Consider the following 22,642-nt stretch of genomic DNA (forward strand, 5'->3'; position numbering starts at 1 on the left):
CAAAGTACAACACAAACTTAAAGTTCTCAAAAACTGCCTTTAGATAGTATTTAAACTTAAATGTCTTAAAATAGATTTGCAAGACGTTTATGAGTTGTATGAAGATTAATCGTTCACAATCTGACCTGCCCCGAAAAAACGAATGGTTATACCAAGTTGCATCCAATGACTTTTCGGGTTCTTTATAATGCGTTATAGCAAAAAGCCACCAACAATAAAATTTGAATTTATCATAAATCAATAGTTTATTTCTCTCTGTTCGATATAAAAAATTAGTTTATATAAGCTAATTCTCTTCCTCCTAATTAGACAAAAATTACACCCCTATCAATTCCTTTTTTATTTTAATTCGTATATAATACACTATTACACAATATGTACTTTTTGAAATAATTGGGATATGCCTATAAACTGGACGCCCTTATTATTTGACCCCCATGTTTTTTTATTGGAATTCCCTCCCCCCTCAACCCTTTTGTCAGAAATTTTAGGTTTTCAATTTTTTTTGACAAAATGGAACCATATATATTTTGCTTTAAACTTTTTTGCATGTATGTTATTGGTAGAATTGGCCTATTCTCACTTATTTACGGTAGTGCATTGAAAAATCGGGAAAATGTCGGGAAGAAAAAAAGCCATCTAATTGAAAATCAATCGAATGGCTTTTAATTTAGTAGCGGGAACTGGACTCGAACCAGTGACCTTCGGGTTATGAGCCCGACGAGCTACCTACTGCTCTATCCCGCGATGTGGACGGCAAAGATACAACGCTTTTTTATTGAAATCCAAACATATCGCCATAATTATTATTAATGAGAACCTAAAAAAACTCGAAAATACATACCTTAGAGCCAAGTAAATTTTATGGAAAGAATTAATGATTTTTTGGTAAAGGCAATATCGGGCACAGAGTGGCCTATGTTTATACTTCTTATAGGTGGAGGTTTACTCCTTATGTTTTATTCAAAACTTTTGCCCTATAGATATTTTGGTCACGCAATAGCAATAGCCAAAGGAAAATATGATGATAAAAATGCAAAAGGGGATGTAAGTTCACTTCAAGCTTTATCGGCAGCGGTGGCTGCTACTGTTGGCTTGGGAAATATTTCTGGGGTGGCAATAGCTATTCATGATGGTGGTCCAGGGGTGGTTTTTTGGATTTGGATGACAGCCCTTATAGGTATGTGTATTAAATTTTATTCCTGTAGCCTATCCATAATGTTCAGAGGAACAGACTCTGATGGAAAACTGCAAGGTGGTCCCATGTACTACATTACTCAGGGATTGGGTAAAAAGTGGAAGCCTTTGGCCATTTTCTTTTGTATTGCAGGTCTTTTTGGGTTTTTAGGTGTTTTTACAGCCAATCAGTTTACGGAAACTTTTATGAGTGTTGTGAAACCTTCGGATTCAATTTTTAATATGAGTCAATTCAATTGGAAGCTAACAATAGGGATTGTTCTTGCTATAGTTACCTCTTTTGTAATTTTTGGTGGCCTTACAAAAATTGCTAAAGTCGCATCCGCCATTGTGCCATTTATGGTTATGGTATACTTAATTGCCGTACTCTTGGTTATGGCCTTAAATGCCTCACTGATATTACCTTCCTTAAAATTGATATTTTCCGAGGCATGGAATTTTAACACTATCGTTACAGGTGGTTTCTGGGGCTTGGTTATTATCGGAGTCCGTAGAGCCATGTTCTCTAATGAAGCTGGTTTGGGAAGCGCACCTATGTACCATGGGCAATCCAAGACAGATGAGCCAATACGTGAAGGTTTGGTGGCCATGTTAGGACCATTTATAGATACTATTTTGGTGTGCAGCTTTACTGCTGTAGTTATTATTTTAAGTGGAGCTTATTTAGAAGAAGGTAGCGGTATTGTTATGACGCTAAATGCATTCAATGCTACATTAGGTAATTGGGGCGGTATATTATTAATGATCATAGTTTCAGCATTTGCGCTCTCTACTTTATTTACATATTCCTATTATGGTGTAAAGAGTTTATCTTTTTTAACGAATGCAAAAATTGGGAAATACTATAATTGGTATTTTGTGATAATGATTGTGTTTGCCGCGGTTGCTTCCTTAGAACTAGTCAAAAATTTAATTGATTTATCCTATGCCTTAATGGTAATTCCAAATATGATAGCTGTACTTTTGTTGGCGCCAAAAGTTAATGTAGCGGCTAAGGAATATTTTTTAAAGTTAAAGAATGGCACAGCATAAAGCAGGATTTGTAAATATTATAGGCAACCCCAATGTGGGTAAATCTACTTTGATGAATGCTTTTGTGGGTGAAAAATTGTCCATTATTACATCAAAAGCTCAGACAACCAGGCATCGTATTTTAGGGATTGTTAACGGGGAGGATTTTCAAGTAATTTTATCTGACACCCCTGGAATTATTAAACCCGCTTATGAGCTTCAAAATTCCATGATGGATTTTGTAAAGTCAGCTTTCGAGGATGCAGATGTACTGGTTTACATGGTAGAAATTGGAGAAAAGGCTCTTAAAGATGAATCATTCTTCAGAAAAATAGAAAATAGTAAAATTCCAGTGCTGTTGTTGTTAAACAAAATTGATATCACTGAACAAGAAATCCTAGAGGAACAAGTACAATATTGGCAAGCTCAATTGCCAAAGGCTGAAATTCACCCTATTTCTGCGCTACAAAATTTTAATGTTAAAGAGGTTTTTGAAAGAATAGTTGAGTTACTTCCAGAAGCACCACCCTATTACCCTAAAGACCAATTGACAGACAAACCTGAACGCTTTTTTGTAAATGAGACCATCCGCGAGAAAATTTTAATTCATTATAAAAAAGAAATTCCTTATTCGGTAGAAATAGAAACGGAAGAATTTTTTGAGGATGATAAAATTATCCGAATCCGTTCTGTAGTGATGGTTGAACGTGATTCTCAAAAAGGAATCATTATTGGGCATAAAGGGAGTGCATTAAAAAGAGTTGGTATAGAGGCCAGAAAGGATTTAGAAAAATTCTTTGACAAACAAGTCTATATAGAACTTTATGTAAAAGTGAATAAAAACTGGCGAAGTAATGAACGGCAACTAAAGAGGTTTGGATACAATAAATAAATCTTTAAAGCCCCAAGGTCTCTTTCATAAAACAGTATAAATCATTCATTTGTGGTTTTCCTTTTGCTTTGCCAATTCTTCCAAATGCGTATAAAGAGAACCATATTAATATCATAAATATTAAAATTCCCAATTGTAATCCATAGGATTTTCCTAGGGACCAATTGGAGTATCCCCATATAAAACAAACAATAAAAAGAGTTGCTATTCCAAAATGTAGGAACATAAAGAATGTCCATAAAGTTGGGTTAGGGCCAAACCGACCAAAAATTTCACTGGAATCTTTATCTTTTTCGGTGATTTCCAAGTGAAGTTGGGGAGACCAAAAATGAGTATGCTCTTTTTTAAACTTTATGAAAACATGCTCATCTATACATTTAACTAAAAAATCTTTTTTTTCAGTATTTTCAAAAAATTGAATCACATTATTTTTTGCCGATTTTAATTCAAACTCAAATCGGGGTCTTAAGACAATGTCATTTGGGATAGGTTTCATTGAACAGGTTGATTCAAACCAATAAGATACAATTTTTCCTCAAATATAAATAGTACTTTTGCAGCAAAATAAGGAAGCATGAGTGCAATTGTTGCCATTGTAGGAAGACCTAATGTAGGGAAATCCACTTTTTTTAATAGATTGATACAGCGTAGAGAAGCCATTGTGGATGCGGTGAGTGGTGTTACGCGGGACCGTCACTATGGAAGAAGTGATTGGAACGGAAGGGAGTTCTCAATTATTGATACAGGTGGCTATGTTGTTGGGAGCGATGATGTTTTTGAGAAAGAAATAGACAAACAAGTTGAACTGGCCATTGATGAAGCGGATGTCATTATTTTTATGGTTGATGTGGAAACGGGTGTTACTGGAATGGATGAGGACGTAGCCAAGTTACTGCGTCGTGTTAATAAACCAGTATTGTTGGCAATTAATAAAGTAGATAATGCCAAAAGAGCTGAAGATGCTGTTGAGTTTTATTCTTTGGGATTGGGAGATTATTATACCATTGCCAGTATTAATGGTAGTGGAACAGGAGAGTTGTTAGATGCTTTAGTAAAAGTATTGCCAGAAAAAGAGGAGGTTAAGGAAAGCGAATTGCCCCGTTTTGCAGTTGTTGGTAGACCCAATGCAGGGAAATCTTCTTTTATAAATGCTTTAATTGGTGAGGAAAGGTATATAGTTACTGATGTTGCTGGGACTACCAGAGATAGTATTGACACAAAATATAATCGTTTTGGTTTTGAGTTTAATTTGGTTGACACAGCGGGTATAAGAAGAAAGGCCAAAGTAAAAGAAGATTTAGAGTTTTACTCTGTAATGAGATCTGTTAGGGCTATAGAGCACTGCGATGTTTGTTTGTTGGTATTGGATGCCACTCGTGGTTTTGATGGACAGGTACAGAATATTTTTTGGTTGGCTCAAAGGAACAATAAAGGCATAGTTATTCTTGTCAACAAATGGGATTTGGTGGAGAATAAAGAAACCAATAGTATAAAACAGTATACCCAAAAGATAAAAGAAGCTATGGAGCCATTTATAGATGTTCCAATTATTTTTATCTCGGTATTGACAAAGCAGCGTATTTTTAAGGCAATAGAAACTGCAGTAGATGTGTATAAAAATCGTTCAAAGAAAGTACAGACACGAAAATTGAACGATATAATGCTTCCTATTATTGAGAACTATCCACCACCTGCCTATAAAGGAAAATATGTAAAGGTTAAATTTTGCACCCAGTTGCCCACTCCATACCCGCAATTTGCATTTTTCTGTAACCTGCCACAATATGTACGCGACCCATATAAACGTTTTTTAGAAAACAAGCTTAGGGAAAATTTCGATTTTAGTGGAGTGCCCGTTTCTATTTTTATGAGGAAGAAGTAAGAAGTTCTCCTTTTCTTATTCTACAAGGATTGTAGGGATTTGATTGGAATAATCAAAGTTGTGTATTATTCCTTCTACATCAATGGTTTTAATTGTTAATGTGTTGCCACAACAACCCCCTGGTAGGCTTCTTTCAGTTTCAAAACTTAGACTAAAATTGTTCACATTACCAATGGAAATAGAGTAATTATATGTGCCTACATCAAAATTGTCTGAGAATTGTAAAAAGATGGTTTCAGAATTGTCAAAGAGTTCTAAAGTTATATCATTCTTTCCTCCTGTAATGGTTACATCTTCTATTGAATATGTTTCCGAAGAGAATACATTTTCATTTGTATCGGCATTGATAATTATAAGAGATACTGTTTGAAGGTTTGCTATGCAAAGTACCGTTGAGCAATCATTTTCATTGGATTCTTTACAGCAAAAACCTGCACATAAAACGTATAAAAGTACTATTGCTTTTTTTATCATATTAATAAGACTCCAAAAGAAAAAAAGGTTGCTTACGAAGATTACAATTAAAGCCTACCACCCTCCAGATGCACCACCACCACCAAAGCCACCTCCGCCGAAGCCACCACCAAAACCACCGCCACTTCCAAATCCACCTCCAGATGAACCAGAACGATAGCCTCCACGACCCATATTGCTCAGGATAATAATGTCCAATAAATCCATTCCTGTGGAACGTTTGCCGCCATTTTTACCTCCACCATTTCGTTTGTTTCTACGAGATAGTATAATAAAAATCACAAAGAATATAATAATAGGTAAAAGTGATTCCAGTGGAAAACTGGTGTCATTTCCAAAGACACGTTCCTCTTCAAATTCACCATTAAGGGTTTGGAAAATCGCATCCGAACCTTTGCTAAGACCATTGTAATAGTCACCTTTTTTAAATTCTGGAATAATTACACCTTCTATAATCCTCTTGGACATGGCATCGGTTAAAGAACCTTCCACTCCATAGCCTGTATTTATGGCAATTCTTCTGTCGCCTTTGGCTAAGAGGACTAGTATTCCATTGTCTTTATCAGCTTGCCCAATACCCCATTTTTCTCCCCATTGGGCACCTAGGTAATTAATGTTCTCTCCTTCAGTAGAATTTATTACAGCAACAACAATTTGGGTTGAGGTGCTATCAGAATAGCGAATCAATTTTTGCTCTAAAGAGCTTTTTTGGGAAGCAGATAAAAGGTTGACATAATCGTAAACACTGGTCTGCAGTGTTGGTTTTTCAGGAATCTTAAATTGTGCCTGAAGAGAAACACAACATAGAAAAAGAAGAAGATTAACCTTTAGATACTTCATTACTTAGTTCGTTTGTATCATTGTGTTTCCATGGAAAATGAGCTTGTAATTCCTTGCCAGTGGCCAAAACTCCCTCTACAATTCCTTGTTTAAAATTTCCTTTTACAAATTGAGATTGAATAAGGTCCTTGGTAGTATCCCAAAAATTTTCTGGAACAACCTTGTCAATACCTTTATCTCCATAAATAACAAACTTTTTGTCTTCCACAGCAACATAAAGCAAAACCCCATTATCTTCTTTGGTGTTATCCATTTTTAGGTAGTGAAACACTTCTTGGGCTCTTTTGTAAGGGCCTATTTTAGAGGTAGATTCTATATGTACCCGTATTTCCCCAGAAGTATTTCTTTCTGCTTCAAGAATGGCGCTAACAATCTCTTGCTCTTCTTCAGCAGTTAAAAAATCTTCTACCTTGTTAGACATGTCCTAGTTGAAATCAAAATTCACATCTGGTGCATTCTCAGAGCCTGGAGCAGCTTCGTAACGTGCCATTTCTTCAAAACCGAACCAACCTGCCAATAATTTTCCAGGGAATTTGGTGGTATGTATATCGTAGATGTTTACTTTTTCATTAAAACGGTCTCTTGCGACATTGATTCTATTTTCTGTTCCTTCCAATTGCGATTGCAATTCCAAGAAATTTTGATTGGCTTTTAAATCGGGATAACGTTCCACTACCACCATTAATTTGCTCAATGCTCCAGTTAGTCCACTTTGCGCTTGTTGAAAAGCGGCCATATTTTCTGGGGTTAAATTGTTTGCGTCAATATTTGTGGAAGTAGCTTTTGCTCTTGCCTCAATAACATCGGTCAATGTACCACGCTCAAAATCTGCTGCACCTTGCACAGTTTTTACCAAATTGCCAATAAGGTCGTTTCTACGTTGGTAAGAACTTTCTACATTGGACCATGCGGTTTTTGCATCTGCCTCATATTCAACAGCGGTATTATTGAACCCTACTGCCCATTGATAAATTCCAAATACAATGACAGCGATAATAATTAATGGAATTAGCCATTTTTTCATAGTTAGTGTTTTAATGGTTATTGTTTATAATTGATTTTTTATTTTTATAAGCTCTGTTTTTACCATTTCTAGCTTTCGGATTACCTCAAAATTGGATAATGTTTTCTTTTTTTCCTCTTTTAAGTGCGTTTTGGCTCCCTCCAACGTAAACCCACGTTCTTTTACAAGATGATAGATGAGTTGAAGATTTTTTATATCCTGAGGAGTAAATTTTCTATTTCCCTTGGCATTTTTTTTTGGTTGAAGCACATCAAACTCTTTTTCCCAAAAACGTATCAAAGAAGTATTTACGCCAAAAGCTTTGGCGACTTCGCCAATACCATAATATCTTTTTTCAGGAAGTTCTATGTACATCTAATCCAGTGATTGATTTTCTTGTGAAGCGTATTTCAGCAAGTTTTCAAATTCTTGCGGGGATAAACTTCCATAATAAAAATTAATGGGGTTAATACGTTCACCATCTTTAAAGATTTCGTAGTGAACATGTGGGGCTTCAGAACGCCCTGTGCTGCCTACAAAACCAATAAGATCACCACGTTTTACTTTTTGCCCTTTTCTAACATTGTATTTGCTCATATGGGCATAAAGACTAATATAGCCGTATCCATGGTCTATTCTAATATGTTTTCCATAACCAGAAGAATTATTGTCTGCACGGGTTACTTTTCCATCACCGGTTGCATAAATTGGGACACCTCTTGGGGCAGTAAAATCCATTCCCCAGTGCATCTTCCTTGCCTTTGTAAAAGGATCGGAACGCCATCCATATCCAGATGCCATTCTTTTTAGGTCTTCATTTCTAACGGGTTGTATAGCAGGAATAGCTGCTAAAAGCTTTTCTTTCTCTTCAGCAAGAACTGTAATTTCATCTAAGGACTTGGATTGTATTACCAATTGTTTTTGGATAATGTCTAATCGCTGAGTTGTAGAAATAATCATATCAGAATTATTAAACCCTTCCAAAGATTTATATCGATTTATACCACCAAAACCTGCGCGCCTTTGTTCCTCTGGTATAGGATTGGCTTCAAAATATAGTCTATAAATATTGTTGTCTCTTTCTTCAACATTTGCCAATACCTGCTCCATTTGTTGCATCTTTTTGTTGAGCAACTCAAATTGAAGTTCATAATTTTTGGCCTCTCTTTGCAGAGAAAGTTCTCTTGGTGTATTAACAAGATTAGTATTTAATAACAATGTAAGCCCTATAAGCCCAAAAAAGAAAGAACCTATTAGAAATAGAAAAATATTTCTATATTTTTTGGTTTTTTTAGGCACAATCTTTCGGTAAGAGAGAGTATCTGGATCGTAATAATATTTTACTTTAGACATAAATGTATTTTGTTCTATTTTTGTGCTTGCATTTTATCGAGAGAAACAAATATAAAAATTGTTTTGCATTGAACGTTAAATTTAGGAAAACCTTGTCTTTTTTCACTAAAAATGACTGTAATACTTAAACGTTTGATTCCAGAGAATTATTTTAAAAACCAATAGGTGTGAAATCCCAAGAAGTAAGATTAAAATTTTTAGAATTTTTTAAAAGCAAGAACCACAAGATTGTAGCTTCTGCGCCTATGGTCATTAAGGATGACCCAACCTTAATGTTTACCAATGCGGGAATGAACCAATTTAAAGAGTTTTTCTTAGGAAATACGGTCCCCAATAATAAAAGAGTGACTGACTCTCAAAAATGCCTTAGAGTAAGTGGGAAGCATAATGACTTGGAAGAAGTTGGTAGAGACACATACCACCATACCATGTTCGAAATGTTGGGGAATTGGAGTTTTGGAGATTATTTTAAGAAAGAAGCCATCCAATGGGCTTGGGAGCTATTGACTGAAGTTTACAAAATAGACAAGGACGCTTTGTATGTATCCGTTTTTGAAGGCAGTAATGATGCTGATAAGTTGAAAATGGATAAGGAGGCGCATGATTTGTGGAAAGCTATTGTCCCAGAGGATAGAATTATCATGGGGAACAAGAAGGACAATTTTTGGGAAATGGGAGATCAAGGTCCTTGCGGCCCTTGTTCAGAAATTCATGTGGATATTCGTTCTGATGAAGAAAAAGCCAAAGTATCTGGTGCTTCTTTGGTAAACCAAGACCATCCACAAGTGGTAGAAATATGGAACTTGGTCTTTATGCAATACAATAGAAAGGCCAATGGAAAATTGGAAAACCTACCTGATAAACATGTGGACACAGGCATGGGATTTGAGCGTTTGTGTATGGCGTTGCAAGGAGTAAAATCTAATTATGACACAGATGTTTTTACACCCTTGATTAGGGAAATAGAGACCATTACAAATCATAGATATGGTAAAAATGAGGAAGCGGATATTGCTATTAGAGTCATAGCAGATCATGTGCGTGCCGTTGCTTTTTCCATTGCTGATGGACAGTTGCCCAGCAATACAGGGGCTGGTTATGTCATTAGACGGATCTTAAGACGTGCTGTTCGTTATGGGTTTACTTTTTTAGATGCTAAAAAACCATTTATCTACCGTTTGGTAAAAGTTCTGAGCGGAACTATGGGAAAAGCTTTCCCAGAGATAAAGGAGCAATTTCAATTAATAGAGAACGTAATTAAGGAGGAAGAGCATTCTTTTTTAAATACCTTGGAGCAAGGCTTGGTACTTTTGGATAGCGTAATAAAATCTACAAATGGAAAAGTAGTAGATGGTAAAAAAGCCTTTGAACTTTATGATACTTATGGATTCCCTATAGATTTAACTGCTTTAATTCTTGATGAAAAAGGGTATAAGCTAGATGAAGATGGTTTTAAAAAGGCATTAGAGGAACAAAAGAATAGATCTAGAACAGCTTCGGAGGTTTCCAAAGATGATTGGACTATCTTAATGAAAGACCCTGTGCAAGAATTCATTGGGTATGATACGCTTGAGGCTAGTGTAAAATTGGTAAAATATAGAAAGGTAACCAGTAAAAAGGATGGAGAGCAATATCAAATGGTATTCAACATCACTCCTTTTTATCCTGAAGGAGGGGGACAAGTAGGAGATAAAGGATATTTAGAGGCTCCAAATGGAGATGTGGTCTATGTTGTTGATACAAAAAGAGAGAATAACGAAATTATACATTTTGCACAAAATCTACCCAAGGACTTAACTCTAGTTTTAAAAGCTGTGGTTGATAAAATGCAAAGGCAACGAACAGAAAGCAACCATACTGCCACGCATTTATTGCATCAAGCTTTGCGAGAAATTTTGGGAACACATGTGGAACAAAAAGGTTCTGCTGTACACTCAAAATATTTGCGTTTTGATTTTTCGCATTTTTCTAAATTGACCACTGAGGAGTTAAGGGATGTGGAAAGTTTTGTAAATGCCCGTATAGAAGGTCAGTTGCCTCTAGAAGAAAATAGAAATATACCAATCAAAGAAGCAATGGCGCAAGGCGCAATGGCCCTGTTTGGAGAAAAATACGGAGATGCCGTGCGTACCATTCGGTTTGGGCAATCTATTGAGCTTTGTGGTGGAACTCATGTAAAAAATACAGGAGATATTTGGCACTTTAAAATTACGTCCGAAGGAGCTGTTGCGTCTGGGATTCGTAGGATAGAAGCTATAACCTCTGATGCTGTAAAGGAATTCTATTTTAAGAGTAATAGAGCCTTGTTTGAAATTAAGGATTTACTCAATAATGCACAAGACCCTGTAAAGGCTGTTGAATCTTTACAGGATGAAAATGTAAAACTCAAAAAACAAGTAGAAACACTTTTAAAGGATAAGGCCAAAAATTTAAAAGGTGATTTGTTGAATGAACTGACAGACGTAAATGGAGTCCAATTTTTGGCAAAAAAATTAGATTTGGATTCAGCGGGGATTAAGGACCTTTCTTTTGAAATGGGCAATAACAAAGACAATCTCTTTTTGTTATTTGCAACCGACCAAGGGGGTAAAGCATTATTATCATGTTATATTTCCAAAGAACTGGTTGCTTCTAAAGATTTGAATGCTGGCACTATAGTTCGTGAACTTGGAAAATTCATTCAAGGAGGTGGAGGGGGACAACCCTTCTTTGCAACTGCGGGAGGTAAAAATCCTGCAGGAATTCCAGAAGCATTGGAAAAAGTGATGGAATACATTTCCTAATGAAACTACAAACTAAAATTCCTTTAAAAAAAGCGAGTAATCAAATAGATTATGATAGTAAGATGTTGCTTTTGGGTTCTTGCTTTGTAGAGAATATAGGAAGAAAACTAGACTATTTTAAGTTTCAAATCTTTCAAAATCCTTTTGGAATCTTGTTTCATCCTTTGGCTGTTGAAAACCTTATCAAAAGGGCTGTCGAAGACCAAAAATATTCTGAAGAAGAAGTTTTTGAAAACAATGGAAAATGGTTGTGTTTTGACGCACATTCAGATTTATCGGCAAGGTCCAAGAATGAATTGATTCAAGACTTGAATGGTGCCCTAACACAAACAAAAGAACAAATAAATAAGTCTACGCATATTACCATTACGTTGGGTACGGCTTGGATTTATCGCCGACTAGAAACAGATAAAATTGTTGCTAATTGCCATAAATTTCCTCAAAAGGAGTTTAAAAAAGAGTTATTATCAATTGAGGAAATTAAGAGAAGCTTGGTGAATATAGTTTCACTCACTAAATCAGCAAACCCCCAAGCGCAAATCATTTTCACTATTTCTCCTGTACGTCATTTAAAGGATGGTTTTGTAGAGAATCAGCGAAGCAAAGCACATTTAATTGCTGCGATCTATCAGGTCTTAAACAATGTGGCTGATACCAAGAATGAAGTCGAAGGGTTTCCTTCTTATGAAATTATGATGGACGAACTTAGAGACTATCGTTTTTATGCCAAAGATATGGTGCACCCCAATGAACTGGCTATAGATTATATCTGGGAAAAATTCAAAGAAGTATGGATTTCAGAGAAAAATTATGCTATTATGGATGAGGTGGAAACCATTCAAAAAGGATTAGCCCACAGGCCTTTTAATTCTGATTCGGAAGAGCATCAAAAATTTAAAGAATCGCTACAAAAGAAAATTACGTATCTTAAAGAAAGGTGTCCAAATATTCAGTTTTAAATAGGCAATAATTTGCGATAAATGAAAAGAGTATTAATAGGGATAATTATCGCATTGGTGTCGGTCTTGATTTACAGGTCATGTGCCAATTATAAAAGCGAGAAAGCAATTCTTGAAGAGAACTCAATGCTTATTCAGCAACAGATAGAAAATGTTTCCAAATTAATTGTGACCGAAGGTCATTTTGCTGAAGTTTATAATTACAAAGATTCCAAAGAACTGTTTGGGGCTCTGCTCAAGGCGGATAAAAGGGCATTGGTAGTTGTAAATGCAGATGTAACTATTGCATATGATTTAGGCAAGATTGAATATGAAGTAAATGAAACTGACAAGACACTCTTTATAAAAAGTATTCCAGAGCCCGAAATAAAAATTAATCCAGATTTTGAATATTATGATGTTTCGGCAGATTATTTAAATCCTTTTGAAGCTGCAGATTATAATAAGATAAAGAACAATGTAAATGCCTCTTTACTTAAAAATGTGGAAGCCTCTACCTTAAAATCTAATGCTAAAAACAGGTTGTTGAGTGAGCTTTCTAAATTGTATGTACTCACCAATTCTATGGGATGGACCTTGGTTTATAATGAAAATCCAGTTCTAGAAACGTCAGATATTTTTAAAAGTAAAAACTAGAGTATAAAAAACCGCCCATTGGGCGGTTTGTATTTTTTAGTTTGAAGCCAATCCAGGAGGATAATTTTGCAATATTTGAGAAACAAACTCTCTTATGCGTTCTTCTTTCTTTTCAATGTTTTGGGAATTGCTCAGAGTACCAACCCCTTTTCCCTGCCATACCAATTCTTTATTTTTGGTATCTATCAAATCAATATACAAAGAACCTTCTGTTCTGGTATGGACATTGTTCCCGTACATGCCTGGCCCCCAATAATAAGGATTCCAGCCCCAACCAAAACGACCACCCCAATAGTTGTTGTAGATATCCACACGTTCTTTTTCTTTGGTAAAAATACTTACCAATAAATCGGGATTTCCAGATTTCACAAAACCTCTTGAACTCATTTCAGCATCAATGGACTTCAAAATTCTTTTTTTGTCCAAATCAGATATTTGTGCTTTGTCTATTCCAGTTTTGTAAAAGGCGTAGGTTTTGTACGAGTTAAAATCTGCTTCTTTATCATAGTCAGATGCCACACGTACACTAACACAAGAGCCTAAAAGGAACAATGCCAACATGGGCAAAAAGAGTGCTTTCATTTTTTTCATAACAATTTTATTTTTAGTTAACAAGGATGTATTTTACTCCATAATAAATCTCAAAAACCATGCCGAACAAATGGCAAGTATCTTATCTTTAGTTGGCTTTAACATTATACCCATAGGGACAATGGCGACAATTGCTTTCACAGCAATATCCTCTTTTTAAATGATATTTTTCAGTAAATACTCTATATCCTTCTGGAGACAAATAAAAATCACCCTCCTCTATGGGTAGAATTTCTTTCATACATATAAAATTAAGGTATTATTGGTTAATAACTTAGAAGTCAATTCGTTTATACCCTTTACTGGCAATACTTTTTCCATGAGAGTGTGCTTTACCCGATTTGTTGGTAAGAAAACTAATTTGGCACACTTTTGGTATTTTTCAGTAGTATCTTTATAGTATAAAGTTCTGTAAGCGTTCTATGATTTTAGTTTTTAGACATTTTTTTTACAAAAATTACGTTGGCCTATCGCTTTGGCCTTTTATCTTTCTTAAGAATCCATCTCTAAAAGAAGATACGGTTCTAATAAACCATGAAAGGATTCACCTAGCTCAACAACGAGAACTTCTTATTTTGCCTTTTTATGTTTTATATATTGTGGAGTGGTTTATAAAATGTTTAATATATTTTGATAGTTATAAGGCATACCAAAATATAAGCTTTGAGCGAGAAGCATATCTGAACGAAAGAAATTTGAACTATTTAAGTGATCGCAGTCCCTTAAGCTTTATTAAATATCTTTGGCGTTCTTATTGAACCTAATGTGACAGTTATAAATCAGCAAGTTTTTCTTCCAATTTTAGAGCAAAAACAAATTTCTCTTATTATTAAAAGAGAGGATACATTGCACCCAATAATTTCTGGCAATAAATACCGTAAGCTTAAATACAATCTTATTGAGGCAAAAGCTAAAGGTTTTAAAGATATTTTGACATTTGGAGGGGCTTATTCCAACCACATTGCTGCCACTGCTTGTGCAGGAAAGGAACATGGATTTAAAACTATTGGGGTAATTAGGGGCGATGAATTGACAAATACATGGCAACAAAACCCAACTTTGGCTTTGGCATATAAGCATGGAATGGAATTTGTTTTTGTAACTAGAGAAAAATATAGGGAAAAAGATGCACCAACATTTTTAAAGAATTTGCTTAAGGATTTTGAAACATTTTATGTGTTACCTGAAGGAGGGACAAATGATTTTGCTATAAAAGGTTGCGAGGAGATTTTGACTGATACCGATAAAAACTTTGATATTGTTTGTTGCAGTGTGGGAACAGGCGGCACCTTAACTGGAATAATCAATTCATCGGATAGTAGTCAAGAGGTTTTAGGGTTTCCTGCTTTAAAGGGAAATTTTATAAAAGAAGATATTCGTAAATTTGCCGGCAAAGAAAATTGGAAGCTAATAACGGATTATCATTTTGGAGGTTATGCCAAGGTCAACAAAGAATTGGTCACCTTTATAAATTGGTTTAAGGAAAAAACAGAAATTCCATTAGACCCTGTCTATACAGGAAAAATGATTTTTGGTATTTTAGATATGGTAAGAAAAGACCATTTTAAACCAAACACCCAAATTCTTGCCATACATAGTGGTGGTTTGCAGGGAATAGCTGGAATGAATTTAACTTTAGGAAGTAAAAACCTTCCATTATTGGAAATATGATTAAAAAAATAAGTATCCTTTTCATTATTGGTCTTGTTCTAACAAGCTGTGGCGCAAAAAAGAAATCTGTTTATGGGGATGACCTCAAAACAAAACACAAAACCCATGGAAATACCGTTACTGTAGAAAAAAATGGCGAACATCCTTTACCCGATTTTGGAGACAAGTTTGTTGAATTCAATATTTCTTCTGTAGATGAATACATTAATACATTTGCAGACTTGGCGCAATCTGAGATGCGCGCATATGGCATTCCTGCAAGTATTACACTTGCCCAAGGAATATTGGAAAGTGGTGCAGGTAGGGGAGAGCTAGCACGTAAAACAAACAATCATTTTGGAATAAAGTGCCATAGAGGGTGGTACGGGGAATATGAGTTGCATGATGATGATGAAAAAGGAGAGTGTTTTAGAAAGTATGTACATCCCATGTTATCTTTTAGGGATCATTCAGAATTCTTGTCATCTAGGGCACGTTATGCTTTTCTGTTTGATTACAAAAGTGATGACTATAAAAAATGGGCCAAGGGATTAAGAGAGGCAGGATATGCCACCGATAAAAAGTATCCCCAAAAGTTGATTGCTTTAATAGAGAAATACCAGTTATATAAATATGACAATGAAATTATGAAGAGTAATGACATTGTGCAGATTGCACCAAAGACCTATGATTATATAACGCACATAGTAAAAAAAGGAGATACACTTTACTCCATTTCCAGAAAATATTTTATTTCTGTTCCAGAGCTTATGAAATTAAACAAAATGACAAGTAGTTTAATTTCCGTTGGGCAAGAGCTTACCGTAAAAACAGAGAGAGTTAATAAACTATGATATACCAAAGAAGCAGTGCCCTATTTGCTGAGGCCAAAAAGTACATTCCTGGAGGGGTAAATTCTCCTGTTAGAGCCTTTAAAGCGGTTGGTGGCGACCCCATTTTTGTAAAAGAGGCTAAAGGAGCTTATTTCTATGATGAGGACGGAAATAAATTTATAGACTATATCGCATCTTGGGGGCCACTTATTTTGGGGCATGCCTATGAGCCAGTTATAAATGCGGTCATAGAAAAGGCACAAAAGGGAACCTCCTTTGGGATGCCAACTGAAATAGAAACAGAGTTGGCACAATTGGCCGTTTCCATGGTGCCTAATATTGATAAAATTCGTTTTGTAAATAGTGGAACAGAAGCCTGTATGAGTGCTGTACGCTTGGCACGTGGATATACAGGAAAAGATAAAATCATAAAATTTGCAGGCTGCTATCATGGTCATTCAGATTCTTTTTTGATTCAGGCTGGGAGTGGCGCAGTAACTTTTGGAAGTCCAAATAGCCCAGGAGTGACCCAAGGAACTGCTAAGGATACATTGTTAGCCAATTATAATGATTTGGAGAGTGTCATAGAACTAACAAACGCCAATAAAAATGAAATTGCTGCAGTGATTATAGAACCTGTTGCGGGGAATATGGGGTGTGTTATCCCAACCGATGAGTTTATCAATGGATTAAAGGATTTATGTACTGCAGAGGGAATTCTATTGATTTTTGATGAGGTAATGACCGGCTTTAGGCTAGGTAAAGGAGGAGCGCAAGAAGCTTTGGGCATAGATGCGGATATTATGTGTTTTGGAAAAGTCATTGGAGGTGGGTTGCCAGTTGGCGCATTTGCTGCCAGAGATGAAATCATGAATTATTTGGCACCAGAAGGACCTGTGTACCAAGCTGGAACTTTAAGTGGAAACCCATTGGCCATGAGTGCCGGGTTGGCCATGTTGACCGAATTGAATAATGCTCCTGAAATTTTTGAAAGTTTGGCGAAGAAAACAGAATATTTACATAAAGGTATTTCCAAAGTGTTGGTAGAAAAGGAAGTGCCTCACCAAATAAATCGTTATGGTAGTATGATTTCAGTACATTTTACTGATGAGCCTGTTATTGATTTTGCCTCTTCTGCCAAAGGGAATAATGAAGTTTTTAAAAGATATTTCCATGGAATGTTAGACCAAGGAATTTATTTGCCACCAAGTGCATTTGAAAGTTATTTTCTAAATGATGCCATTAGTTATGAAGATTTGGATGCGACCATTGAAGCCGTAAAAAAAGTTTTTTAATGGCTATATCTTTTATTTAAAAATAAAAAGTACCTCTTATATTAGAGGCACTTTGAGTAGTTTTAATTTTAATGAGGAATAATTTTTAGTTTTTAATTTCCTTATAGTTAGGGATTAACTTACCATCTTCCCACGCAAGTTCACGCATTTCTGTAGTGGTTTTGGACCAATTGGTAGCTTCATCATAATATTCACCAACTTCCTTTTTATAAAGTATTTTACCAGGAACTCCTTTTTTATTGGATGGGAAAATAAATTCTTCCCAATGGTAGAAGACACCAGCATCAGAAACTTGTGAGAGTTCAGCAACTTTCACCAATCGACCTTCATGTTCAAAAAAGTAAATACCACCACCTTGTACGCCACAGGCTTCGGCGTAATAATCAATAAATAAAACCCCATTGATTCCAGAAATACCCATATTGTTCATTGTAGTGATACCAAACTCAGTGTGTGTTAACCGAACTTTCGTTTCTATATAGCTGCCATCCAATAATATTTTACGAATCTTTAGAAAGGTATTGTCATCATGTTGCATAAAACTAAAAAGATAGTCTGTACCATTTAGAGTTTTCTTTTCCAAGGATATTAATGCACCCAAAATATAGCCAGTTTTGTTTTGGTACCTTACTTTATAAAAAGGAGAGTCAAATCCATGATAAGGCCAGGAAAATTGTGTTTTCTCCAAGATTTCCAATTCTGAACCTATGTTTAATAATTTTATGACTTTAGATTCGGTATCTGGTAAGGCACGTAACTTTACATCATCTCCAAAAAGGAATACCGTATCCCCTGATTTAAAATCACATTCTTCTGATGTACAATGGTATTTATCTTGTGCGGTGGTTGAAAAAATGGTAAGTAGAATGACCCATACTGTAATAACTGACTTTTTCATAATAATATAAATTAAAGGTGAAACAATAAAAAGGCCAGTAGTTATTTTATATACGAATAAAAATGAGAGTTTGGTTTTCAAAATGGTAAGAAGAAGAAAATAGACTTAAGAGTTTAATACAAAAAAGGGCCACATACTCATGTGACCCTAATTTTACTAAAACTAACTTAAACTTATTTACTTTTTCTTTTATCGTGCATTTTCTTTTTGGCATACATACCCTTTTTATGCTTTATGGTTTTCCATTTGGCGTATTGCTCTTCATTTAAAATTTGTTTCAATTTTTCTTGATGTGCAATTTGATGGTCCAATTTGGCATTTTGCATGGTATAGCGCTCTTCAGAAGAAGGCTTTTTTAGTTCACCAGTTTCTTTTTTCGCTTTCCATTCTTCCATTTTAGTTTTTAACAACTGGGCATTTTCTAAATTAAGAACATAGATTTCTTTTTGTTGCTCTTTAGTAAGCTCTAAGTCCAATGTCATTCTTTTTGTCTGTAAAGTGGCAACTTGTTCTGGGTTCATGTCATGCATGGCTATTCTTTTTTCAATTGAATGCCCTCCGTGTTGCGCCATTGATGCATAGCCAACTAATGCTAATAGTGTAACCAATATTTTTTTCATCTCCATTATTTTTTTATGTTATATCTATGACTTTGCTTTTTTACTTTGGTTTAATCTAAGTCTATTCTTTGTGAGGATTTTAACAGATATAAAAAAAGGGTGCAGATTTGTCTGCACCCTTTCTTATAGGTATAAGTTCTAGTTGAATATTTTAATTGAAATGGTCAAAACTTGCCATTTCTACTTCAGAAACATTTTCTGTTTCTATATCATTTAATTCTTTCTGCACCATTTGCTTTGGAACTTCAGTTTCTAGCTCCATTTGATAATAAATAAAGCAACTTGCTACTAAGCAGGTAAAATAAAGTAGGCTTTTTATTTTGTTAGACATAATTTTTGGGGGTTTTGATATTAATAAATTTACTTCATAAATAGTTGTCAAAAAACTTTAAGATGTATAAGGAATATTTCCTGTTGCAAAACCATAAAAAAATGTGGTTTGTAATGTATTCCTTACGCAACGAGCACAAAGTAATCATTTCATCCTATTTTTTAAACTTTTCATCGATAAATTCGATGAATTGTAGTTTGAGAATCACATTATTATGTTAAACAATTCAAAAATCTGTAACATTTTAATTTTTATATAGTCTTATAAGTATACAAAGGGATTGTATAAAAATATTGGTTCCACTCAAGGACCAAGTTATAAGATGTATTTTTCATTTTATGAATTTTTGAGTTAGTTAGCTTTAAAACCCCCATACCAATGGGGGTTTTATAATTTATAAAATGAAGTCTTAAAAAAGAATGGGAATTACAAATTGAAACATCAAGATTAATAAGGCAACGGCTATCATATTTAAAATAATCCCAACCCTGGCCATTTGGTGTACTTTTATATAACCACTTGCAAAAACAATGGCATTAGGTGGTGTTGCCATGGGGAGCATAAAGGCACAACTACTTGCCATTGTAACAGGAATCAATAAATATAGAATAGGAATTTCCAAACCAATAGCGATACCAGCAACAACTGGAGCTAAAACAGCGATAAGGGCAACATTGCTCATGAGTTCCGTCATAAATAACATTAAGAGTATTAGTAAGGAAGCGGTAATTAAAATACTGATTTCACTTGTGGCAATGGCATTAGCGACCATATCAACAATACCACTAACAGACATTCCCTTGGCTAGTGCCAAGCCACCTCCAAAAAGGATTAAAATACCCCAAGCGAGTTTTTCTGTATCCTTCCAATGGATAAGAAAATCTCCCTTTTTTATATTATAGGGAATTGCAAATAAGGCAACTGCCGCAATAATACTTATGATGGTATCTGTTAATCCTAATGATGGAAATAAATTATTGATAAGCGTTCTAAAAATCCAAAGAAATACTGTGATACCAAAAATAAGTAACACCATTTTTTCTTTTCCTGATGTAGGACCTAGTTTTTTTAGTTCATCATTTATAACTTCTTTTGATGCAGTAAATTTTAATTGCTTGTTGGGAAACATCCATCTTGTCAAAACTAAATAACTGATCCCTATCATAACTATTGAAAATGGTAACCCCATGACCATCCATTTTAAAAAGGAAATCTCAATGTTGTATTCATTCTCAAGGAGCCCAATCAGGACAGAATTTGGTGGTGTGCCAATAACTGTGGCTATACCACCAGCATTGGCTGAAAACGCAATGCCCAGCATAACACTAAGGGCAAAATTTTTATCGCTTTTTGTAAATCCATCTTCGTCATTTATCAAAAGCCCAATAACCGACATGGCAATTGGTAACATTACAACCGTACTGGCCGTATTACTAATCCACATGCTTAGGGCACCCGTGGCTATCATGAAACCTAAAACCACCTTATTTGGAGTTGTACCAGTGAGTTTAATAATATTTAAGGCAATGCGTTTATGAAGATTCACTTTTTCCAAGGCCAAGGCCATTACAAAACCTCCAAAAAATAGGAATACTATTGGACTTCCATAATTGGCACCCACATCGGCTATGGGCATTATTTTTAGCAAGGGAAATAAAATTAGTGGTAACAATGCAGCAACAGATATAGAAACCGCCTCTGTAATCCACCATATAACCATCCAAGCGGCTACTGCAACAACGGCATCTCCTTTTTCTGAAATTAAATAAAACGGAAGATTAATTAAAATAAAGAATACCAAGGGTCCCAAGAATAGACCAATTTTTTTGCTGAAATCCATAGTGTGTTAAAGTTGCCCCTAAACTATACTATTTACCTAAGTTCTGAAAATAAAAAAAGGGGAGCTATTGCTCCCCTTTTTTTACAAGATATTTTTTTATTCATTTAAATTGATAAGATTTAAATTGTTGTCTATAGAAGCATAGAACAATTTCACCAAATCAATATTGTTTTCAACAGTATCATAACCGGCCACAAAGAAAAGTTGCCCATCTTTTTGAATAATTTCTGGCATATAATTTCCATTATATTTTAATTCCTTGGTCTGACTACCATTGGCATCAAACTTTCTTAAATAACCATCTGTGGAAATAATAAATGAATTTCCCAAAGAAATTAAAGCCTGGTTGTTTGCAGTTTCTTCAAAATATGTTGTACTTATTTCAGTTCCTGAAGAATTTGCCAATATAAGCTCTCCGTTTCCGTACATTACTAAGTTTCCATTACTGAGTTCTGCTAAATGGTAAGTTCCATTTAAATCATTAATGGAAGTAATTTTTGTGTCTAACACAGAGTTTTCAAAAATCACATGAGTTGTTACATTCAATGCTGTATCATAAAACACTAATAAAGGTTTGTAACCTGTTACTTGTGGTGCAGTACTATTTTTAGTGAACACACCTCCAAATGCTACAAAGCCAGAACTTGTTTTGACCATGTCGCCTATCATGGCATCTGCACTGCCAAAATTGTTTAAATGAATTTCATAGGCATCACCATTGGCATTTCTCTTTTCTACGGAAGTTTTATGAATATCATCTTCAACCTCAGTCCCAAAATAAAGGAAATCTACGCCATCTGATATATATCCATAGCTATGTTTAGAAGATGAATTAAATCCGTTGATAAAGTTCCAAGCACTATTAAAGGTAATCTCGTGGGTGCCATAAAAGTCTGGTAAAGTTCTAGAAAAATGAAGGTTTACATTGCCATTTGCCAGGAAATTTATAAACGCACTTTGGGTATTAAATTGCTTGTCCAAAAGATATTGGGATAATGTTATGTCATAGTTGGCATCTAATTCCTTGTAATATAATTTAGCACCACCAACACCAATAAGGTCTTCCGTAAGTTCCAAATAATAGATACTATTATCTGGAGTTAGTCCAGTTTCTAAAGGAAATCCTTTAAACCCTAAGGCAATATTTGGAAAAATATAATTGGCTTCAATTGGTTGTGTTACAGAAATAGATTTTGAAGATGTGGAGGTTTTGTCCTTAGTATCCGTAATGGTGAGAAGAATATCAAAATCTCCTTCTTCTTCCAAAACAAATTCCGGATTTTCTTTTAAACTAACAATACCATTGCCCAAATCATAGTGATAACTTTTAATATCGCCTTTGGAACAATTGGTTATCATAAGAGATTCACCAACCTCAAAATCAGTTTGGTTAACTGTAAAACATGCTTTTAAAGCTGTTGGAGAATCTGGGTCTGGATCTGTTCCATCTTCTGGAATAGCTTCGCTTTTGGAACAGGAATAGAATAAAAAAATGCCGAAGCATATAGCGTAGATTTTTTTCATACAAAGCAGATTTGGGGTTCCACTATATAT

23 protein-coding genes and 1 tRNA gene are annotated in these 22,642 nt (G+C 35.0%); 9 read left to right on the forward strand and 15 right to left on the reverse strand.

Annotated elements, in window-relative coordinates:
- Positions 1-674 precede the first annotated feature (674 nt).
- Positions 675-747: transfer RNA gene (locus tag AC000W_RS13595), tRNA-Met, on the reverse strand.
- A gap of 117 nt (positions 748-864) precedes the next feature.
- Between AC000W_RS13595 and AC000W_RS13600 the strand changes: the two genes are divergently transcribed.
- Both AC000W_RS13600 and era read left to right on the forward strand, forming a co-directional pair.
- Entirely contained in the window at positions 865-2,229 is a 1,365-nt protein-coding gene (locus AC000W_RS13600; protein WP_474749061.1) for an alanine/glycine:cation symporter family protein, read from the forward strand.
- Positions 2,216-3,100 (forward strand): GTPase Era, encoded by an 885-nt coding sequence (gene era / locus AC000W_RS13605; protein ID WP_474749062.1) that lies wholly within the window; start codon positions 2,216-2,218, stop codon positions 3,098-3,100. The genes AC000W_RS13600 and era overlap by 14 nt, the downstream gene beginning before the upstream one ends.
- 4 nt (positions 3,101-3,104) lie before the next feature.
- Here the strand turns inward: era and AC000W_RS13610 are convergent, their stop codons facing one another.
- A complete protein-coding gene (locus AC000W_RS13610; protein WP_474749064.1) occupies positions 3,105-3,596 on the reverse strand; it encodes a GTP-binding protein in 492 nt (163 codons plus the stop codon).
- 78 nt (positions 3,597-3,674) lie between these two features.
- On the opposite strand from AC000W_RS13610, the gene der reads away from it, so the two are divergent.
- On the forward strand, positions 3,675-4,982 hold the full coding sequence (gene der, locus AC000W_RS13615; RefSeq protein WP_474749065.1) for a ribosome biogenesis GTPase Der: 1,308 nt from the start codon (positions 3,675-3,677) through the stop codon (positions 4,980-4,982).
- 15 nt (positions 4,983-4,997) lie between these two features.
- Here der and AC000W_RS13620 read toward each other — a convergent pair whose 3' ends face one another.
- From AC000W_RS13620 to AC000W_RS13645, 6 genes are read right to left on the reverse strand one after another with little or no spacing between them, the layout of a single operon-like run.
- The gene (locus AC000W_RS13620; protein WP_474749067.1) at positions 4,998-5,456 is read right to left on the reverse strand and encodes a hypothetical protein; all 459 of its coding nucleotides are present in this window, start codon (positions 5,454-5,456) and stop codon (positions 4,998-5,000) included.
- Positions 5,457-5,510: 54 nt separating this feature from the next.
- Entirely contained in the window at positions 5,511-6,296 is a 786-nt protein-coding gene (locus AC000W_RS13625; RefSeq protein WP_474749068.1) for a TPM domain-containing protein, read from the reverse strand.
- Entirely contained in the window at positions 6,277-6,717 is a 441-nt protein-coding gene (locus AC000W_RS13630) for a TPM domain-containing protein (RefSeq protein ID WP_474749070.1), read from the reverse strand. The genes AC000W_RS13625 and AC000W_RS13630 overlap by 20 nt, the downstream gene beginning before the upstream one ends.
- Before the next feature lie 3 nt (positions 6,718-6,720).
- On the reverse strand, positions 6,721-7,320 hold the full coding sequence (locus AC000W_RS13635) for a LemA family protein (protein ID WP_474749072.1): 600 nt from the start codon (positions 7,318-7,320) through the stop codon (positions 6,721-6,723).
- A gap of 24 nt (positions 7,321-7,344) precedes the next feature.
- Complete coding sequence (locus tag AC000W_RS13640; RefSeq protein ID WP_474749073.1) at positions 7,345-7,674, reverse strand: MerR family transcriptional regulator; 330 nt, start codon at positions 7,672-7,674, stop codon at positions 7,345-7,347.
- Positions 7,675-8,652 carry a M23 family metallopeptidase gene (locus tag AC000W_RS13645; RefSeq protein WP_474749074.1) on the reverse strand — a complete coding sequence of 326 codons (978 nt, stop codon included), beginning with the start codon at positions 8,650-8,652 and terminating at the stop codon, positions 7,675-7,677.
- A gap of 167 nt (positions 8,653-8,819) precedes the next feature.
- On the opposite strand from AC000W_RS13645, the gene alaS reads away from it, so the two are divergent.
- Genes alaS through AC000W_RS13660 form a run of 3 tightly spaced genes read left to right on the forward strand, consistent with a single transcriptional unit; the run spans position 8,820 to position 13,030 of the window.
- The gene (gene alaS / locus AC000W_RS13650; protein WP_474749076.1) at positions 8,820-11,435 is read left to right on the forward strand and encodes an alanine--tRNA ligase; all 2,616 of its coding nucleotides are present in this window, start codon (positions 8,820-8,822) and stop codon (positions 11,433-11,435) included.
- Positions 11,435-12,394 carry a GSCFA domain-containing protein gene (locus AC000W_RS13655; RefSeq protein ID WP_474749077.1) on the forward strand — a complete coding sequence of 320 codons (960 nt, stop codon included), beginning with the start codon at positions 11,435-11,437 and terminating at the stop codon, positions 12,392-12,394. The genes alaS and AC000W_RS13655 overlap by 1 nt, the downstream gene beginning before the upstream one ends.
- 21 nt (positions 12,395-12,415) lie before the next feature.
- On the forward strand, positions 12,416-13,030 hold the full coding sequence (locus AC000W_RS13660) for a DUF4230 domain-containing protein (protein ID WP_474749079.1): 615 nt from the start codon (positions 12,416-12,418) through the stop codon (positions 13,028-13,030).
- Positions 13,031-13,066: 36 nt separating this feature from the next.
- Here the strand turns inward: AC000W_RS13660 and AC000W_RS13665 are convergent, their stop codons facing one another.
- Positions 13,067-13,621, reverse strand: a complete 555-nt coding sequence (locus tag AC000W_RS13665) for a DUF4136 domain-containing protein (protein ID WP_474749080.1) — start codon at positions 13,619-13,621, stop codon at positions 13,067-13,069.
- Positions 13,622-13,709: 88 nt separating this feature from the next.
- On the reverse strand, positions 13,710-13,862 hold the full coding sequence (locus tag AC000W_RS13670) for a DUF5522 domain-containing protein (RefSeq protein ID WP_474749082.1): 153 nt from the start codon (positions 13,860-13,862) through the stop codon (positions 13,710-13,712).
- A 524-nt stretch (positions 13,863-14,386) separates the two neighbouring features.
- Here AC000W_RS13670 and AC000W_RS13675 point away from each other — a divergent pair.
- The 3 genes from AC000W_RS13675 to hemL are packed head-to-tail and all read left to right on the forward strand — an operon-like array spanning position 14,387 to position 17,399.
- Positions 14,387-15,292, forward strand: a complete 906-nt coding sequence (locus AC000W_RS13675) for a 1-aminocyclopropane-1-carboxylate deaminase/D-cysteine desulfhydrase (protein ID WP_474749083.1) — start codon at positions 14,387-14,389, stop codon at positions 15,290-15,292.
- Positions 15,289-16,125 (forward strand): glucosaminidase domain-containing protein, encoded by an 837-nt coding sequence (locus AC000W_RS13680; RefSeq protein ID WP_474749084.1) that lies wholly within the window; start codon positions 15,289-15,291, stop codon positions 16,123-16,125. Before AC000W_RS13675 ends, AC000W_RS13680 begins: the two co-directional genes overlap by 4 nt.
- Positions 16,122-17,399 carry a glutamate-1-semialdehyde 2,1-aminomutase gene (gene hemL / locus AC000W_RS13685; RefSeq protein WP_474749086.1) on the forward strand — a complete coding sequence of 426 codons (1,278 nt, stop codon included), beginning with the start codon at positions 16,122-16,124 and terminating at the stop codon, positions 17,397-17,399. Before AC000W_RS13680 ends, hemL begins: the two co-directional genes overlap by 4 nt.
- Positions 17,400-17,484: 85 nt before the next feature.
- Here hemL and AC000W_RS13690 read toward each other — a convergent pair whose 3' ends face one another.
- The 5 genes from AC000W_RS13690 to AC000W_RS13710 all read right to left on the reverse strand — a co-directional run bounded on the left by AC000W_RS13690 (position 17,485) and on the right by AC000W_RS13710 (position 22,612).
- Positions 17,485-18,297: an SH3 domain-containing protein gene (locus AC000W_RS13690; protein WP_474749087.1), complete on the reverse strand. Its 813-nt coding sequence runs from the start codon at positions 18,295-18,297 to the stop codon at positions 17,485-17,487.
- Between the two features lie 173 nt (positions 18,298-18,470).
- Complete coding sequence (locus AC000W_RS13695; RefSeq protein WP_474749089.1) at positions 18,471-18,917, reverse strand: hypothetical protein; 447 nt, start codon at positions 18,915-18,917, stop codon at positions 18,471-18,473.
- A 151-nt stretch (positions 18,918-19,068) separates the two neighbouring features.
- Complete coding sequence (locus tag AC000W_RS13700; RefSeq protein ID WP_474749090.1) at positions 19,069-19,248, reverse strand: hypothetical protein; 180 nt, start codon at positions 19,246-19,248, stop codon at positions 19,069-19,071.
- A 409-nt stretch (positions 19,249-19,657) separates the two neighbouring features.
- Positions 19,658-21,088: an SLC13 family permease gene (locus AC000W_RS13705; RefSeq protein ID WP_474749092.1), complete on the reverse strand. Its 1,431-nt coding sequence runs from the start codon at positions 21,086-21,088 to the stop codon at positions 19,658-19,660.
- Positions 21,089-21,184: 96 nt separating this feature from the next.
- Complete coding sequence (locus tag AC000W_RS13710; RefSeq protein ID WP_474749094.1) at positions 21,185-22,612, reverse strand: PKD domain-containing protein; 1,428 nt, start codon at positions 22,610-22,612, stop codon at positions 21,185-21,187.
- Between the last annotated feature and the right edge of the window lie 30 nt (positions 22,613-22,642).

The organism is Saonia sp., assembly GCF_056326165.1.

Coding starts and splice junctions, on each gene's coding strand:
- AC000W_RS13600 (WP_474749061.1), top strand. CDS start 865: ATGGAAAGAATTAATGATTTTTTGGTAAAGGCAATATCGGGCACAGAG.
- era (WP_474749062.1), top strand. CDS start 2,216: ATGGCACAGCATAAAGCAGGATTTGTAAATATTATAGGCAACCCCAAT.
- AC000W_RS13610 (WP_474749064.1), bottom strand. CDS start 3,596: ATGAAACCTATCCCAAATGACATTGTCTTAAGACCCCGATTTGAGTTT.
- der (WP_474749065.1), top strand. CDS start 3,675: ATGAGTGCAATTGTTGCCATTGTAGGAAGACCTAATGTAGGGAAATCC.
- AC000W_RS13620 (WP_474749067.1), bottom strand. CDS start 5,456: ATGATAAAAAAAGCAATAGTACTTTTATACGTTTTATGTGCAGGTTTT.
- AC000W_RS13625 (WP_474749068.1), bottom strand. CDS start 6,296: ATGAAGTATCTAAAGGTTAATCTTCTTCTTTTTCTATGTTGTGTTTCT.
- AC000W_RS13630 (WP_474749070.1), bottom strand. CDS start 6,717: ATGTCTAACAAGGTAGAAGATTTTTTAACTGCTGAAGAAGAGCAAGAG.
- AC000W_RS13635 (WP_474749072.1), bottom strand. CDS start 7,320: ATGAAAAAATGGCTAATTCCATTAATTATTATCGCTGTCATTGTATTT.
- AC000W_RS13640 (WP_474749073.1), bottom strand. CDS start 7,674: ATGTACATAGAACTTCCTGAAAAAAGATATTATGGTATTGGCGAAGTC.
- AC000W_RS13645 (WP_474749074.1), bottom strand. CDS start 8,652: ATGTCTAAAGTAAAATATTATTACGATCCAGATACTCTCTCTTACCGA.
- AC000W_RS13655 (WP_474749077.1), top strand. CDS start 11,435: ATGAAACTACAAACTAAAATTCCTTTAAAAAAAGCGAGTAATCAAATA.
- AC000W_RS13660 (WP_474749079.1), top strand. CDS start 12,416: ATGAAAAGAGTATTAATAGGGATAATTATCGCATTGGTGTCGGTCTTG.
- AC000W_RS13665 (WP_474749080.1), bottom strand. CDS start 13,621: ATGAAAAAAATGAAAGCACTCTTTTTGCCCATGTTGGCATTGTTCCTT.
- AC000W_RS13670 (WP_474749082.1), bottom strand. CDS start 13,862: ATGAAAGAAATTCTACCCATAGAGGAGGGTGATTTTTATTTGTCTCCA.
- AC000W_RS13680 (WP_474749084.1), top strand. CDS start 15,289: ATGATTAAAAAAATAAGTATCCTTTTCATTATTGGTCTTGTTCTAACA.
- hemL (WP_474749086.1), top strand. CDS start 16,122: ATGATATACCAAAGAAGCAGTGCCCTATTTGCTGAGGCCAAAAAGTAC.
- AC000W_RS13690 (WP_474749087.1), bottom strand. CDS start 18,297: ATGAAAAAGTCAGTTATTACAGTATGGGTCATTCTACTTACCATTTTT.
- AC000W_RS13695 (WP_474749089.1), bottom strand. CDS start 18,917: ATGAAAAAAATATTGGTTACACTATTAGCATTAGTTGGCTATGCATCA.
- AC000W_RS13700 (WP_474749090.1), bottom strand. CDS start 19,248: ATGTCTAACAAAATAAAAAGCCTACTTTATTTTACCTGCTTAGTAGCA.
- AC000W_RS13705 (WP_474749092.1), bottom strand. CDS start 21,088: ATGGATTTCAGCAAAAAAATTGGTCTATTCTTGGGACCCTTGGTATTC.
- AC000W_RS13710 (WP_474749094.1), bottom strand. CDS start 22,612: ATGAAAAAAATCTACGCTATATGCTTCGGCATTTTTTTATTCTATTCC.